Origin of the sequence: Salinibacterium sp. M195, from assembly GCF_019443965.1 — a bacterium.
Taxonomy (GTDB): domain Bacteria; phylum Actinomycetota; class Actinomycetes; order Actinomycetales; family Microbacteriaceae; genus Rhodoglobus.
This window is the reverse complement of the sequence record NZ_CP040814.1, coordinates 437,577-453,184: the sequence shown is the minus strand read 5'-3', so window position 1 is coordinate 453,184 and position 15,608 is coordinate 437,577. Positions and strand designations below refer to the sequence as shown.

Below are 15,608 nucleotides of genomic sequence, written 5' to 3'. Positions count from 1 at the left end.
CTTGGTAGTCCCGTCGCAGAGCTTAGAATTCGAGGGTGGTTGCTGGAGGGCAACTCGTTAGCATCGCAAGAAGAGATTGGTTTCCCGTGAATCTGAGGCAACGCGACCTACACAATGCCGCGACCATCCTGGTCGTTGCCGTTGCCTGTGTGATCCTTGTGCCGCCTCTCGCTGTCGACGGGCGCATGAACAACCTAGAGCTTTCACTCGGGCTTCTCACCACAACTCTGGTTCTTGCCGTATTTTCCTCACGCCCGCCGAAAGTTCTGGTGCTGCCTGCGCTGCTGTTTGCACTGCTGGCGTTTATGGCTTTATCCAGCCTGTGGAGTGTGAGTTCTGCACAAACGGTGAGAGACGTTGTCACCTTTTTCGCGCTAGCGATGGCCGCGATCATTCTGGTCCATTCCTCGCCCCTCCCGACGATCATTACGGGAGTAGCACTGAGCGGAGCGGTGATCCTCCTGTGGACAGTGGCGGTCATGATTCTCAGCCCCGAGAGTGCGTTCAATCACGTCGGTGCACTTATCGGTCCCTATGGCAATCGCAACGGGCTCGCCTACGCACTCCTCCAAAGCTTGCCGGCCGCATTAGCGCTGACGGTCCGCTCGAGAAGGGGTCTCGCAGGAAAGTTTCTCCTTTCGGCGGCGCTGTGCGTTGCGATCTACGCGACGCTGTCTCGCACGTCGCTGCTGGTCCTAATTGCGGTACTTTTCACGGGCGTAGCTATCGTGCTCATGAGGAAAAACCGCCGCTGGGGTTGGGCCTTTGGGGCGGTCGCGCTTGGCGCGATTGTTGTCGCGGCGACCAACTTTGCCACTGTCTTAGCTCTTCTCGGAAAGAGCGCATCGTTGAACGGTCGCGCCCAGATCTGGGACACGTTGCTCGGCGTTGCGGCGCAAAGCCCACTTATCGGCTACGGCTGGTCGTCGTCGTGGCCGCCCGAAGGGTTTCCGAGCATGAAGGTAGCCAGTCGTTTGGGTGGCGTAGTTATCTATCACGCCCATAACGAGATGCTCAACTGGATTATTACGACGGGACTCATCGGTCTTCTTCTTGTGCTGTTGGTGTACGTCTTCATCTTCTGGCGCGGAACCCGCATGCTCCAACACGACCCGTCGACGGGAATCTGGATGCTCTTGGCTGGCGTCGTTCTCGTCGCGCGCGGAATCAGTGAGATTAGTGAGACCCAGCCCCAGGGATGGTTCATCCTGGCCGTGCTCACGGCGGTCGCAGCCCAATCGCTGGCGCTGACCCCGGAGTCAAAACTCGGCAAGGTATTGGTCTTCACGCTTCCCACTGCCGCGCGCCAGTCCGCTCAGTCTGAGAGTGGTAGCGTCGTCGCATGACGAAAATGCAGCAGACTGTCGTAGTGGTCGGGCAAGGGTATGTGGGCTTGCCTTTGGCTATGAGAGCAGTCGCGCAGGGGTATCGCGTTATCGGTGTTGATTTGGATGTTAGCCGCATCGAGAGCCTCAAGGCTGGCACCTCTTACGTCGACGATATTTCGCACGAAGAACTTGCCTCTGCCCTGAACTCGGGCAGCTATGTTCCGACGACTAGCTATTCGGATATCGGCTCATTTGACGTTGCCGTGATCACTGTGCCGACGCCGCTGAGGGAGAGCCTGCCGGACCTGAGCTTCATTGAAAGTTCGGCCGCGTCGCTCGCACCCCTACTCAAGTTGGGCTGTGTTGTGGTTCTGGAATCGACGACCTACCCGGGAACGACCGAAGAACTGCTCGTCCCGATCTTGGAAAAGGGCTCGGGACTCGTCGGCGGAGTCGACTTCCATGTCGGCTACAGCCCAGAACGCATCGATCCAGGCAACAAGGTGTGGGGCTTCGTAGAGACGCCCAAGGTAGTTTCTGGAATCACCGCTGAATCCCTCGTTCACGTGAAGGGCTTCTATGACAACCTGGTGAATCAAACGGTTCCGGTGAGTACGCCCAAGGAAGCTGAACTCACCAAGCTGCTGGAAAACACCTTCCGGCACGTGAACATCGCTCTCGTTAATGAGCTTGCGATCTACGCACATCAGCTCGGTGTCAATGTCTGGGAATCCATCGAAGCGGCCAGCACGAAGCCGTTTGGGTTCATGAAGTTCACCCCAGGCCCGGGCGTCGGTGGGCATTGTCTTCCCGTTGACCCCAGCTACCTTTCGTGGCAAGTGCGAAGAAAACTCGGGGTCAACTTTCGCTTTGTTGAGTTGGCAAATGACGTAAACGATCACATGCCTGACTATGTCGTGCAACGACTCATGGTGATGCTCAACAACCAAGGGAAGTCGATGCGAGGCTCCCGCGTCGCGCTCGTAGGGCTCTCCTATAAGAAGAACACTGGCGATATCCGTGAGTCGCCATCGTTGCGCATAATCGAGATCCTCCGCGAATACGGCGCCGAACTCGTTGCGTTCGACGAGCGGGTCGAGGACGCTCGTTGGCCTAAGGGCGTCGAGAAAGCCGCACTGAGTCACGAATCTCTCGCCGGAGCCGATGTCGCGGTTCTCATCACAGATCATGATGAGTTCGACCTCGCGTTGATCGGCGACTCAGTCACGCCAATTCTGGACACGAAAAATAGGCTGTCAGGAAAGAACAGCGAACGACTGTGAGTCGAGTCGATAGGCCACAAACTAGGTGAAGCGATTTAGAGCAGTAGGCGCCATTGCGGCCAATGCGGCGTACGTGCTTGCTGTTCAGCTGTTGGGACTGGTTACTCTTTCACCGGCCGACTTCGGAAGCTTTTCGATTCAGTACTTGGCATACGCTTTCGGCGCTTCCCTGTCACTGTCAATCATCAGTGAAGCGTTCCTTCGGTCGGAGATACGCGACAACGTCCTCGTCCACTGGCGCGACTACTCGTCGGTTACGGTATACCTCGCACTAGCAATGGGGCTCGTTACTTTCGCCCTCTCTTGGGCGTTCGAGCCGCTGAGAGCAGTCTCCGTTATTGGGGCGATCGCAGTGACCGCCTCCGTCTATCGAGGCTCAGCTCGTTACTTCTCGCTACGAAGAGGAGAGTTCCGGGGGGTGCTTCCCGGTGACGTTGCTGGACTCGCGGTCTCGATCTCGGTATGGGCCTTTTACTTCCTCGGAGGCTCGCGAGATTTGTCGATGATGTCGACAGCGTGGGCGTCCGGTGCCGTCGCATCCGCGGTGCTGTCGAAATGGCCGCGCTTGTTGGAGCCACGCTCAATCGCGCGCTGGTGCAAGCAACATGCGGTCCACATTCGCCCGCTTCTGAAAGACTCACTGCTCATGGATGCCGGCGCGATTGGGACGCCCTACCTGCTCGCTCCGGTTCTCGGGCTAGCCCAGTTCGGCATCTATCGCGCGGTATCCAATGTGGCCGCACCAGTGCGTTTGGCGCTGAACCCGATCCGCCCTCAGATCGCCGCAGCACCGATAGCGGGACAGAGATCGATGCGACGGGTTGCCACAGTCGTTGCGGTGAGCATCCTCTTCGGCGGGGGAGCCTTCGGGGGATTGGCGGTCGTAGGCGTTCTCGATGTTTATCTGGGCTCGCTTACAGACTTGGTTCCTTTTGCTATCCCCACCGCAGTCTTCGTCACAGCAAACTTTATGGGTCACTATTTCTACATCGTCGCCAGAGCGCACCTGTCAGGGTCGCGGCTCTTTGCCGGGCGGATCATTCAAACCGTTCTCGCGGTGGTTGTTCCCCTCAGCGGCGCGCTCTTGGGCGGGCTCACGGGAGCGGTTTGGGGCTTCGCGGCAGGCACACTCTTGTCGAGCCTCTCGTGGATGGTCCTCATTATCCGCCCGACTAAGCCAGTTCTGTAGCGCCGAACTCAGCGAATACAGGCGCGAGCCTATTCTCGCGGAGCAGCGACACCCACTGTGCGAGCCCACGTAGGGGCCCAGGCGGAGAAACTGTACTTCTCAGCTACGGTGTGAAGGGCCAGTTCGCCCTGGGCGGCTCGTGAATCTGGGGAGGCGTCGATCATGCGTTCCATCTCGGCGATCCACTCGTCTGTTGTCGATGGCGCGCCGGCACCGGCGTGAGTGAGAACCTCGGCGTTTGCGCCGACCGGACTCCCGATCATGGGCAGCCCAGCGGCTCCGTATTGAAGCAACTTGTAGGCGCACTTGCCACGAGCCCACTCGTTATCGACCAGCGGCATCACCCCAAAATCAGCCTGCCGAATATCGTCGCCGAACCCGTGCGGCGACCAGTCCTTACGGTCGATCATGATGTCGAGTGCGCCAAGGCTCGCATCGCCAGCGCTGATGACGGTCAACCGCAAACCGTGGGAGGCATGCAGAGCAAGCAGAGAGGTGCTGATCGTCTTGAGATAGCTTTCTGTGCTCGGGGAGCCTATCCACAGCGCACGCGGTACTCTCGAGATCTCATAGGTCGTCTTGCGCTCGTACTGTGCCGGGTCAACGCAACTGGGAATGATCACTACATTGTCGTTGAGGCGCAGCGCCTGCTCTGCGAGATTCGCGTTTCCGGCAATCACGATGTCGGCAGCACGTACTGAATTAGTCCAGACACGTTGCTTTGACGAGAGCGAAGCCGTTCCGCCAGCCGGGCTGAGCCCCAACGCATCATCGAAGTCATAAATACCTCGCGCCGCCTTGCTCAACAATGTCGCCTCGAGACGGCCCGCACTCAACGGGCTCGCTTGACGAGAAATAAGAGTAGTAGCGTCAGCGATGTTGCGAGTAGCCGCTCGCAGTCGCCACTCCGCCTGTACGACGCCCCACGGGTGGGTCGCTAGAGTGCGACCAGAATTGTTTGACGTGCCCAAATAGGTCTCACTCGTCGCGTCAAGCGAAAGGTAATCGAGCCAGTCGAATACCCTCACTCGGGCGCTGCCAGCTCCGCGTCCGTACGAGGTGAAGGTTCTGAGAGTGCTCATTGGTCACTGGATGATTCCGCCAACGAACTATAGAACTGTTCGTTCGCTTGCCAAACAGACCCACGTTCGAAGTGTTCAACAACGTGTGCTCGTGCAGCGGCACCCAGTCGTTCGCGAAGTGTGGAGTCGCTGACGAGCAGCCGCAGGGCATCCGCCAAAGCTGGCCCAGACTTCACCTCGACTACCATCCCCGTCAGCCCATCAACGACAGAATCAACTGCACCTGTGGCATTGGTTGTGACTGCCGGAACACCCATGGCCGCCGCTTCCAAGACGACGTTCGGAAAGCCTTCTCTAAACGTCGGGAGGCACAACACATCCATAATCGAATAGTACGGGCGCGGATCTGAAACGTGGCCCGAGATTATTGCCGGCCGACCAGTCTCGGTCAATTGTGCAACGACGGAGTTGTTCTGCCCGTCGTCAATGCCGCCAATCACCAGCAGATAGTAATCCGTGTCTGAATCTGCCAGCAACTGGCGCGCTTCAGCTAAAACGTCTAGCCCTTTGTCGGTAGTCAAACGGCCAACGAATCCGATGACGGGAACTTCCTTGTCGATCTTGAGCTCAGTTCGGAGCGCCAGCTTTTCTTCGACGTCAATAACATCGGCGGAATGAGCTGTAGTGTCGACCCCGTTCGAGCTGCCTGAACCGATCACAATGATTTTGTTAGCGTGAACAACGCGCAATTCGATAGCTCTGGCCCGGAGGCTCGCGCTCACGGCTACAACGCGGTGTGCTGTTGATGAAGCCACTTTCTCGGCGAGAGTAAAAATTCGACGTTTGATCCCCGTCGACGTTTCCAATCGCAGACCTCGCAGAAGGTATACCCGGTGAGGAACGCCAGTGAGTTTCGCGGCGAGACCACCTAACAGCCCAGCCTTTGGCGTACCCACTGAGGTCACCATTGGCCGAATTTTTCTGAGGAGACGGATCCACGCCACTAGCGCTGTGATGTCAGCAAAGGGGGATGGTTCTCGCGCCATTGGCAGCTGATGGGTGGATATCCCCTCGGCTAAACGCAGCCTTTCCAAGAGCGGCCCTGGCGAGCTGACGACATGCACATCCCACCCTTGGTCCCGTAAGTACTCGGGGAAGCCTCGCATCAGTGTCAGCGACACATCGGAGGTGACTCCGAGAACTATGGACCTGGGGCGAGTCATGGCGTCGGAGCTGCGCTGTCGCTCGTCTCGACGAACCACTGAGCAGTGCGGTCGAGGCCCTCGCGAAGCGGGACCGGAGTGACCTCAGGAAATAGCTCTCGAACGCGCAGCCCATCGGACTGCGACGCGCGTACGTCGCCGGTTCGAGAATCTTGGTGCTCGACTACAAGCGCCTTGTCGAGGGTTTTCTCTAGTTCATCAACGAGCTCAAGCAGCGTCGTGTTCGTGCCGAAGGCCAAGTTGACGGGATCGTTCGACGACACCTTGCGATCGATTGCCGCGGTGATTACGGCACAAACCGTGCCGACAAAGGTGAAGTCTCGGGATTGCAGGCCGTCGCCGTGAATCGAGAGGGGCGCATCACGCATCGCGGCATCTAAGAATTGCGGAATCACCGCAGCATAGGCATGTCCAGCGGCTTGCCCTGGGCCGTAAACGTTGAAGAACCGGAAGGCGAGATTCTTCATCCCGTAGGAGAAGTTGTAGGCGAGGGGATAGCCTTCGGTCGCCTGCTTGCTAACTGCGTAAGGACTCATGGGCCGGGTCCAGTCGAACTCGGACTTGGGAAGGGCAGGGTTGCTTCCGTAGACGGAACTTGATGACGCTACGATCACCTGTTCGATCCCTGCTTCGCGTGCGGCCTCGAGGACATTCAATGTCCCGGTTGAGTTGGCGTCGTGGGTTGGGCGGGGCGCCGCGACCGAGCGGGGAACGCTGGGAATTGCCGCGAGATGAACGATGGAGTCCATGCCCGCCGCCACAGTTCCCAGGAGTTCGGTGTCGAGAATGCTCCCATCATGAAAAGTCGCATCCAGTCCGGTGAGGTTGGAGCGGAATCCCGTGCTGAGATCATCAAGAATGTTTACCTGCCAGTCAGGATGAACATTGTTCATGTGGCGGGCGAGGTTCGACCCAATAAATCCGGCTCCACCGGTAATGAGAATCTTCATTTTTACTCCTGACCTAGCGGGCGGGGATGCCCTTGACAGTCCTACCCTGTTCAACGTTTCGTACGACGCACGCGGCGGCGCCGACAGTGCTTTCTTCGCCAACCCTCAAACCTTGAAGCAGCACGGCGCCGGCACCGATAAGCGTTCTTGCTTCGATAACGACATTGCCGGAAATGACCGCTCCGGGATTCACCGACACGTAGTCACCGAGCACCGTATCGTGGCCGATTGTGGCGTTTGCATTGACGTGAACGTGTGCACCGAAGGATACGTTAGTCGAGACCGCAACCCCTGCACAGATGACCAATCCGCCAGACACGACGACCTCGGAACCAATGTTGGCTGAGGGGTGGATAAGGGTGGCCGGGACACGACCGAGATCGCCAAATTTCTGGGCAATACGTTGTCTGACCAGCGGAGAGCCGATCCCGACTACAAACTGTGCCGTTGGTTCGGCGCTAGGCCAGCTCTCTTGAGTGCCAAGATAGCGGATGCCGCGGTTGCTCAGAAGACGCAGGTTCTCAGAGTCGGGGGCATCATCAATCACGCCGAGGATGTCGAACAGCGGGGCATCGGACGCGGCATTAATCGCTTCAGCAACATCGAGGGCTTCACGTCCGAATCCACCAGCACCAATCACGACCAGGGGCACCGTCACGGTGATGGCTCCTCGTCGTTGCCCAAGAATTCGGTCATCGTGGCGCTATCAGCCGCGGAGATTCCCTCTCTCTTGAAAACTGTTGTTACGGTTCTCGCGACTATGGACGCATCTAAGCGAAGAGATCGGTTGTCGACGTACTCGACGTCCAGAGAGAATCGCTCGTCCCAGCTGATCGCATTCCGGCCCGAAACTTGAGCTAGCCCCGTAATTCCTGGACGCACCTCGTGGCGTCTGGCTTGTTTTGCGTTGTACCGTTCAAGATAAGCAACCAAAAGAGGTCTAGGACCCACGATGCTCATATCGCCCCGGATGACGTTAACCAAGGCAGGCAGCTCATCCAAGCTGGTTGAGCGAAGCATCCGCCCAAATTTGGTGAGACGTTCGTCATCTGCGACTACGTTATTTGCGGCATCAATCGGCTTCATCGTGCGAAATTTGTACAGCATGAATACTTTGCCGCCGAGCCCCGGCCTGGGCTGCGCGAAGATCACCGGGCGCCCTAAGTTCACCGCAACGAGAACGGCGACGACGGCTTGAATCGGTGCAGAAAGGACGATGCCGACGAGAGCGAGTGCGAGATCGCACCCTCTCTTTACGCCGTCATACGCGAGACGTTCTGTCACGAGCGCGAATCAACAAATCGGTTGATCTGGGAAACGATCCGCTCTAGCTCAGAGTCATTCAAGACTGAGCCGCTCGGAAGAGTGACGCCGGTTTCGAAGAGTCGTTCAGACGCGCCGGAGACCAAGCTTCGAGCCTCGGAGAAGATGGGCTGGAGGTGCATCGGCTTCCACAACGGACGGCTTTCGATATTGTCCTCGGAAAGGGCGCTAGTGAGCTCAGCGGGAGACCAGCCAGTAACGGCAGAGTCAACAATGATTGAGGTCAGCCAGAAGTTATCTTCGGAGTCTGATTCACCACCGAAAATTGTCACGCCGTTTACGCCGGAGAAGACTTCGCGGTAGCGCTCGCGAATAGCGCGACGACGGCTGATCATCGAGGGGAGACGCTCGAGCTGTGCTCGCCCGAGAGCCGCGAGAAGGTTGCTGAGGCGGTAGTTGTAACCAATCTCTGTGTGCTCGTAGTGAGCGACAGGTTGGCGTGCTTGCGTAGCAAGATAGCGAGTGTATTGGGCCAGATCGCTGTCGTCCGTCAGCAACATGCCGCCGCCAGAAGTCGTCATAACCTTGTTGCCGTTGAAGGAAATCGCGGCGACATCGCCGAAGGATCCTGCAGCCTTGCCGTGGTGAGTTGCCCCGAGGGATTCTGCAGCATCCGAGATGACCGGTACATCAAATCTCGCTGCGAGGGCGTCAATCACCGTGTAATCGGCGGTCTTCCCCAAGAGGTCGACGGGCAGAATGGCGGCAACTCGCTCGCCGCGGCTCTCGAAATCAGACAGTGCCTCTTCTAGGAGAGCCGTGTCGATATTTCCCGTAAGCACATCAGAGTCAATGAAGAACGGCTCTGCGCCGACGTAGCGAATTGCGTTTGCTGTCGCGGCAAAGGTCATAGTCGATGTGAGTACAACGTCTCCCGCTTTAACGCCTTTCGCTATGAGCGCGAGGTGAAGCGCGGCAGTTCCGGAGGATAGCGCTACAGCATGCGCGCGTTGCGTAGCCTCGGCGATTGCGGACTCGAACGCGTCGACATCGGGGCCCAACGGAGCAATCCAACCGGATCGCATTGCGGCGACCACATAGTCTTCCTCGAGCTGGCCAACATCCGGAGATGAGAGGTAAATACGCTTTGTCATTACTGAGCATCTCCTGCTTCGTCAGCGCCAGTGGTGCCACAGCGTCTCTGCCACTCGGCCTTGTCGAGTCGGTCGGGAGACAACGTGTGCACCGTCGCATGTGAAATTTTGGGGTGTCTTGGGCGTGAATCGAGTTCCGAGTCACCGAGAAGCTCCTCGTGGAGTTTCTCACCTGGGCGGAGCCCGGTGTAGACGATCTCGATGTCCTTACCGGACATTGCGATCATGCGGTTTGCTACATCCAAGATCTTTACGGGCTCACCCATGTCCAGAATGAGAACTTCACCTGGCCGGCCAATGCCGCCCGCCTGGATTACCAGTTGACACGCTTCGGGAATCGTCATGAAGAATCGGGTGACGTCAGGATGAGTGATGGTGAGGGGCCCACCTGCGGCGATCAGGGACGTGAACGTCGGGAGCATCGAACCACGACTACCGATCACGTTTCCGAACCTCACGGAAAGATACGAACTACCCGTGTCTTGCGCTGCCCAGGCCGTGAGCTTTTCTGCCATGCGTTTGGAATGGCCGAGGATGCTCGTGGGGTTGGCAGCTTTATCTGTCGAGATGTTGATGAATGTTGCGACATCTACCGATCTGGCGGCCTCGAGAACGTTCAGAGTGCCAAGAACATTGGTCTTCCACGCTTCGTCTGGATACTGTTCGAGCATCGGGAGGTGCTTGAGCGCCGCGGCGTGGAACACTACTTCGGGTCGACGTTCGCGGAATATTTTCAGAAGCGATTCACGGTCTCGGATGTCCGCAAGGATCACATTCTTCGTGTCGAGTAAGCCGTGCCCGTCGATCGCAATTTGTGCGGCTTGAAGCCCCGATTCGTCGCGATCAAGCATCATGAGTTCTGCTGGCGCGAATTTTGCAATCTGACGGCTCAGTACTGATCCGATCGACCCGCCAGCTCCAGTGACGAGAACCCTTTTCCCGGCCAAGTAGTCCGCGATGGACTCAACCTCGGTGTCCACCGGATTGCGGCCGATGAGGTCCTCAATGGACACCTCTTTAAGGTCAGAGAGGCTTGACTCACCTTCGAGGATCTCGGTCAACAACGGGAAAACGAGCACTCTAAGGTTGGCAGCGTCCGCTGCGTCTTTGATCTCTCGCATGAGAGCCGCGTCGGCTCGGCCGATACTCACGATCAGGGTTGTTGCCCCGGTGGCATCCGTAATCGAGTTAAGGTCTTCCCTGGTGCCAAGCACAGGAACGCCACCTATTGAGTAGTTGCTCTTCGCTGGGCTGTCATCGATAAGTCCAACAGGGATGAATTTGGATGATCTGTCGGTGAGCATCTGCGGCACCAGAAAGTTCGCGAGATAGCCAGCGCCGTAAACCAGGGCCTTGGAAGCCTCACTGGGCTTTGACTGAGTCTCCCTCCGCCAGCGCCGCACATAGCGAGCGCCACCGCTGAGGACGAGCGTCATGGGGAGTGCCACGATCACAGTGCTTCGCGGGATGTTGAGCACAGTCCCGAAGATGATTACCGGCAAGCCGATCAGGAGCGCCGTGACGGCGACGGTTGCAGCGAGGGCTTGGACTTCGTGGAACGATCCGATTCGGAAGCGGCCGCGGTACAGGTTGAACAGCCGTCCGAAGATTAGCTGAAGAGTGATCGCCACTAGGCACAGTATGGCGATCGACGACCAAGTAACGTTTCCCAGCGCGAACTCGTAGCGGAAAATCGCAGCGAAGCTTAGTGAAACCGTCCACGCAAAGCTGTCAAAAATATACTGCCCACCGATCGTCCGTCGAACTGCGGCAGCTCGCGACTTGGTGGTGGCACTAATCGTTGGACTTATCATTACGTTCGATCTTCTCACGCGGCGCTGGGAACAGAGACATTGGGAGCATCTTCACCTTTTCGATCCTGAGGTAAATCTTAGGGCAACGCTCAACTCACAGTTTCGGGGCGGCACCCGGTGAAATCGTGCGATCCAGTAGACGTTGATCGTGACCTGCCCTCGAGATAACCTGCGCGAGGGCAAGGGGGAGAAACAATGCCCAGAAATGGCCAGGAGCCTGCAGATAAGGGTTGGTGGCGTTTGCGATGAGCATTGCCACACCGGCAACAGTCGTGACCGTAATGCTCGAGAGCAAGTGGGGGGCTAACCTTGCCGCACGTCGCAAGAGCACGACGACACAGATAGCGATCGCGATAGCGAAAAGAACGCCAATGAGCCCGACGCTGTAGAGGAACACGTGGTACTGCAGCTCCAGCACCCATGGTCGTTCAGAAGTGCGCTCGTAACCCTGAACTCTCGCGCCGAAGCCAGCGCCGAAGAGAGGGTTAGAAGTCCACGCATTCAGCAGATGGATTGACTGATCCGAACGAATAGTTTGATCGGCCGCCGAAGTGCTGCCGCGCGCTCCGAAGAATGACGATACCGCCTGGAACGCGCGCACCACCGGCCCCAACGACAGTAATGCTGGCCCGATAAAGATCAGACCAACCGACCCAATCGCCGCAAGCGTCAATCCGACGGTGGCAATTCTTGGGGAATACGCGCTAGGACGGAACGGCCGATGCCGGAGGATAGCTTTTATCGCCACGGTGAGGATCGGAGCGATGACAATGACGAGAACAATGGCATCCCGGCTTGAGATGAAAGCCGCAAGGGTTGCTCCGAGCGCACAAATCAGCCGAATCGACCAATGGGGCAGCAGAGCATCTCGTCGAACGAGCAGTGACCCGGCCCAGAGCGGGCCGAGTGCGGCGAGGCTGGAGAGGCCGTAAAAGCGTGCTTGAGATCCACTCGAATTGAAAGTTGCGCCTAGGCCTAAATTTTCCGCAAGCCATTCGGGAAATAGCTGGGGAATTATTTCGGCTTCGCCCGCGACAAACGTGATCATGATGATGGCAATAGTGACGGTCGCAATCGCGGCGATCATGATGAACCAGCGAACAGCTTTCAGCGTCGCAGCGAACGTGCATAAGAGGAAAAGTAATGGGGCAGCAAAGTACACCTGAAGCGTGAAGACGAGTCCCGAATTGTCTAGCCCGATGAGCGTTCCGTAAAGACCGAGCCCCGCGATGAGGAACGCAATTGCTATGACTTCTCTTGCTAAGTGCGGTTTGCTTTTGATGATGCTGATCGTTGCGAGCATCCCGAGCCCGGCAAACACCGAATACAGGATCAGATTGTTCGAAACTGGTCGAACGAGGACATACCCGAGTGCAAGGATCGCGGCTGCAAGCGCGATCCGTGACAGCAACGAGCTGTTTTCAGCAAAGAGAAGCGGCTTCGGGTTCACGAGGGCGCTCGTCACTGAACTGACGGGCGATCGTTGCGCAAAGCGAGGCAGCATGGCTCGTCTCCGCTAGTGAGCACTGCTGGAGCTAAGCGAGCGCTTTTCGCGTCGCGAAGCTTCAGTAATGATGAAACCACTCAGTGGTGTGCCGCTGAGGGCGAGGTGGCTCACTGCAGCGGAGAGCTCGGATACTGCAGTTCGCTCCAGCGGAACGACTACAAGGACAGCATCAACTTCAGAGTCAAGCACGACAGCTTCGTACTTCGCGAGAGACGCTTCGGAGTGCACGACCGTTACAGGGCTTTGTCCGCTGCTTTCGAGGGCTGCGCGCAGAGAGACAACTAATTCATCGAACTCGTCGGTAACGGTAGGCGTCACGAGAGCGATCTTCGACCAGTTTCGTGACTCAGGCGACGTGGTGATCGCAGCCGCAATGGCGTCTATTGCCGAGAGGTAATGAGCCCGATCGCCAGCACTGCTGTTGATGGTCCCCAGAACACGGCTGTCCTTGACCGCCAACACGTCATTGACGTCTCTCACCCGTGGTGCGAGTGAGTGCCGCGCCAGAAGGAACGCCAGCGCGAGGAAGAACCCAGCAATAGCGGATAGAGCCAGAACGAGAACAGGATTGGGTCCCGAACGGGCATTCGGAGCGACTGCTTCCTGAACAACAGAAACACTCAGCGAAATTCGCGAAGTTTCTTTAGAGAAACCTGCGGACACTTGGCGCCCGATCGCATTGGCGATATCAGCGGATGACGCTGCATCGTCTGATGCCACGGTGATGTCGACGACCGAAGTGTCGAGTGCAGAAAGTGCCGTGACGTTGTTGGCAAGCTCGCGAGACGTGGTGTCGAGCGACAACTCCTCGATCACTGGATCGAGAATGAGGTCGGTGGTGGTGAGCGTTTTGATCGTGACAGTGCGGTAGTTCGAATACATGATCTGACGTTCAGCAACGTCGACGCTTGAGTCCTCTAGGAGGTCTGCGTCAACGAGTATTCTCGCGGTCGCCTCATAACGGGGCGGGGTGATGGCAAGGATTCCCGCACCGACAACGGCGGCACCGATCACAACAAGGGCGATGAGGCGCAGGCCGCTCATCGCGACTCGGATCATTTCAGCAATAGTCACCCTCACTACACTAATCGAGCGAGGATGCCCGTTCGGAACGATCGCTGCAGCCGCTTGTTACACTTCCCTGTGTACAGCGCTCACGCCAAGGAGGCGATATGCCGAAGTTGGTTGTTCCCGAAGTCATCCGGGGCACATGAAAACCGTGGACCACACAAGCGCATCGCGCCCTGTGAGTGCGGAGCTATTGCCGTCCCTCGTCGTCCAAACAGTGGCTGAAGTGGGCCACGGCGTGGAGCCCGAGCGCTGGTTCTCGGCTGTCCTTGACGCGCTAACCTCGGCTACCGCAGCGGAACGGCTTGGAGACTGGCGGATCGTTGTCGGAATCGCGGCGGCGGCATCAACCGAGAAGGATGCGGCTGAATTAGCCGATTTTTCGCGTCGAGCGCAAGAAGCGGGCGGTGGCCTCCTCACCGTGGAGATTGGCACGGTCGACTATCGACGCGCCCACGATCGTCTCCTTGCCGCGGGCAATGAGGATCGAGTTCTCGTTATCGATTCGGGTGTCGTTGTCTTATCAAGTACCGTTACCCGTCTCCTTGACGCGATAGAAGATGACTCTGCTGGGGGAGTCCGTGCGCGCGTCGTGCCAGTAGCGGACGAGTCTTTCGAACGGTTCGGTTGTGCGTTGTATTCACGGGGATCACTTGAGAACGCGGGTGGCTTCGTTATCTTCGGAAACGACGGCCAGGGTTCCGGTCTGGTGCGTAGCCCCGAAGCCGTAGTCGCGGTAGATAAGCGAATCGGCGCTGATCTGCCGACAACTCACGATCCGGCCCCGATCGAGCGCCCTCTTCTTGAGCAAGTGATGGACTTTCCTGCCCTCGGAAAAGGCCAGCAAGCCCTAACCGATGCCCTCACCGTGGCGGCGCAACCGCTGGTTTCTGTTGTGATGCGCACCCAGCTTCACCGCCCCGAAGCGCTTCGCGATGCCCTCGTGTGCCTCGCAGGTCAAACTGATGGGCGTTTTGAGGTCATCCTCGTCGCGCACAATGCGAACGTCAGCGCCATTGGAAATGTGCTTGCGGATCAGCCAGAGTGGCTGAGAAGCCGGGCAAGAATAATTCTCGCTGAGGGAGGCACCCGTTCTGTTCCGATTAATGTCGGAATCGCTGCGGCGACCGGAACCCACATCGCCTTTCTTGACGACGATGATCTCGTGTTCGCACACTGGATCGCCGCTTTCCTCACCGCGGCCGAGCAGTATCCGCGTCGACTTCTGCGGGCGCTTACGGCAGTGCAAAGAGTGGGAGCTGCAACCTGGGGCAACGGCCTCGAGGGACACGAAGACGGCTCCGAGCTTTTCACCCCGTATCCGTCAACTTACGATGTCGCTGATCACTTGCGCGTCAACATGACTCCCTTCATGGCGTTTGCTTTTCCCCGCGGTTTCTTTGAGGTGTTCGGAGGCGCAGATGAGTCGCTTGAGGTCTGCGAAGACTGGGATCTCTCCCTGCGTGCCGCGCTGGTATTGGGAGTGGCAGACATCCCCACGGTCACTTCTATCTACCGTCGGTGGAGCACAGGCGGGGATTCATACTCGACCCATGGTGAGACCATTTGGCAGCGCGACATGTTGCTCGTGCGCGGCAAACTCGACGCCGCACCGGTACTCCTGCCCCCTGGCGGGGTGAGCATCCTTGCGCGGTATTCGACGATGGCAGACAGCGAAACCAAGCTCGCAGCCGTCTACGCGAGCACAAGCTGGCGAATCACCGCACCGGTGCGATTCGTCGCCGAGCGCGCGGGTCGCATCACCGGCACAATCAGTTCTCTCTTTCGTAGATCAGCGCGCTGAAAG

Annotated in this window: 13 protein-coding genes; 4 read left to right on the top strand and 9 right to left on the bottom strand. The window is 58.0% G+C overall.

What is annotated here, in order from left to right; genetic code table 11:
* Positions 1–86 precede the first annotated feature (86 nt).
* The 3 genes from FFT87_RS02165 to FFT87_RS02155 are packed head-to-tail and all read left to right on the top strand — an operon-like array spanning position 87 to position 3,800.
* Positions 87–1,346, top strand: a complete 1,260-nt coding sequence (locus FFT87_RS02165) for an O-antigen ligase (protein ID WP_219949747.1) — start codon at positions 87–89, stop codon at positions 1,344–1,346.
* Positions 1,343–2,611: a nucleotide sugar dehydrogenase gene (locus tag FFT87_RS02160; RefSeq protein ID WP_255560014.1), complete on the top strand. Its 1,269-nt coding sequence runs from the start codon at positions 1,343–1,345 to the stop codon at positions 2,609–2,611. The genes FFT87_RS02165 and FFT87_RS02160 overlap by 4 nt, the downstream gene beginning before the upstream one ends.
* Before the next feature lie 25 nt (positions 2,612–2,636).
* Complete coding sequence (locus FFT87_RS02155) at positions 2,637–3,800, top strand: hypothetical protein (protein WP_219949746.1); 1,164 nt, start codon at positions 2,637–2,639, stop codon at positions 3,798–3,800.
* Between the two features lie 29 nt (positions 3,801–3,829).
* On the opposite strand, the gene FFT87_RS02150 is transcribed toward FFT87_RS02155, so the two are convergent.
* The 9 genes from FFT87_RS02150 to FFT87_RS02110 form a co-directional block, all read right to left on the bottom strand.
* On the bottom strand, positions 3,830–4,882 hold the full coding sequence (locus FFT87_RS02150; RefSeq protein WP_219949745.1) for a hypothetical protein: 1,053 nt from the start codon (positions 4,880–4,882) through the stop codon (positions 3,830–3,832).
* The gene (locus FFT87_RS02145; RefSeq protein WP_255560112.1) at positions 4,879–5,988 is read right to left on the bottom strand and encodes a glycosyltransferase family 4 protein; all 1,110 of its coding nucleotides are present in this window, start codon (positions 5,986–5,988) and stop codon (positions 4,879–4,881) included. Before FFT87_RS02145 ends, FFT87_RS02150 begins: the two co-directional genes overlap by 4 nt.
* Before the next feature lie 53 nt (positions 5,989–6,041).
* On the bottom strand, positions 6,042–6,995 hold the full coding sequence (locus tag FFT87_RS02140; RefSeq protein WP_219949743.1) for an NAD-dependent epimerase/dehydratase family protein: 954 nt from the start codon (positions 6,993–6,995) through the stop codon (positions 6,042–6,044).
* 13 nt (positions 6,996–7,008) lie between these two features.
* Positions 7,009–7,653, bottom strand: coding sequence for an acetyltransferase (locus FFT87_RS02135; RefSeq protein WP_255560013.1), 645 nt, complete (start codon positions 7,651–7,653; stop codon positions 7,009–7,011).
* Entirely contained in the window at positions 7,650–8,279 is a 630-nt protein-coding gene (locus tag FFT87_RS02130) for a sugar transferase (protein WP_219949742.1), read from the bottom strand. Before FFT87_RS02130 ends, FFT87_RS02135 begins: the two co-directional genes overlap by 4 nt.
* Positions 8,276–9,412 (bottom strand): DegT/DnrJ/EryC1/StrS aminotransferase family protein, encoded by a 1,137-nt coding sequence (locus FFT87_RS02125; RefSeq protein ID WP_219949741.1) that lies wholly within the window; start codon positions 9,410–9,412, stop codon positions 8,276–8,278. Before FFT87_RS02125 ends, FFT87_RS02130 begins: the two co-directional genes overlap by 4 nt.
* On the bottom strand, positions 9,412–11,226 hold the full coding sequence (locus FFT87_RS02120) for a nucleoside-diphosphate sugar epimerase/dehydratase (RefSeq protein WP_219949740.1): 1,815 nt from the start codon (positions 11,224–11,226) through the stop codon (positions 9,412–9,414). Before FFT87_RS02120 ends, FFT87_RS02125 begins: the two co-directional genes overlap by 1 nt.
* Positions 11,227–11,320: 94 nt before the next feature.
* Positions 11,321–12,730, bottom strand: a complete 1,410-nt coding sequence (locus FFT87_RS02115; RefSeq protein ID WP_219949739.1) for a hypothetical protein — start codon at positions 12,728–12,730, stop codon at positions 11,321–11,323.
* Positions 12,731–12,742: 12 nt separating this feature from the next.
* On the bottom strand, positions 12,743–13,807 hold the full coding sequence (locus FFT87_RS02110; protein ID WP_219949738.1) for a YveK family protein: 1,065 nt from the start codon (positions 13,805–13,807) through the stop codon (positions 12,743–12,745).
* A 220-nt stretch (positions 13,808–14,027) separates the two neighbouring features.
* Between FFT87_RS02110 and FFT87_RS02105 the strand changes: the two genes are divergently transcribed.
* Positions 14,028–15,605 (top strand): glycosyltransferase family 2 protein, encoded by a 1,578-nt coding sequence (locus FFT87_RS02105; protein WP_219949737.1) that lies wholly within the window; start codon positions 14,028–14,030, stop codon positions 15,603–15,605.
* Positions 15,606–15,608: the final 3 nt, after the last annotated feature.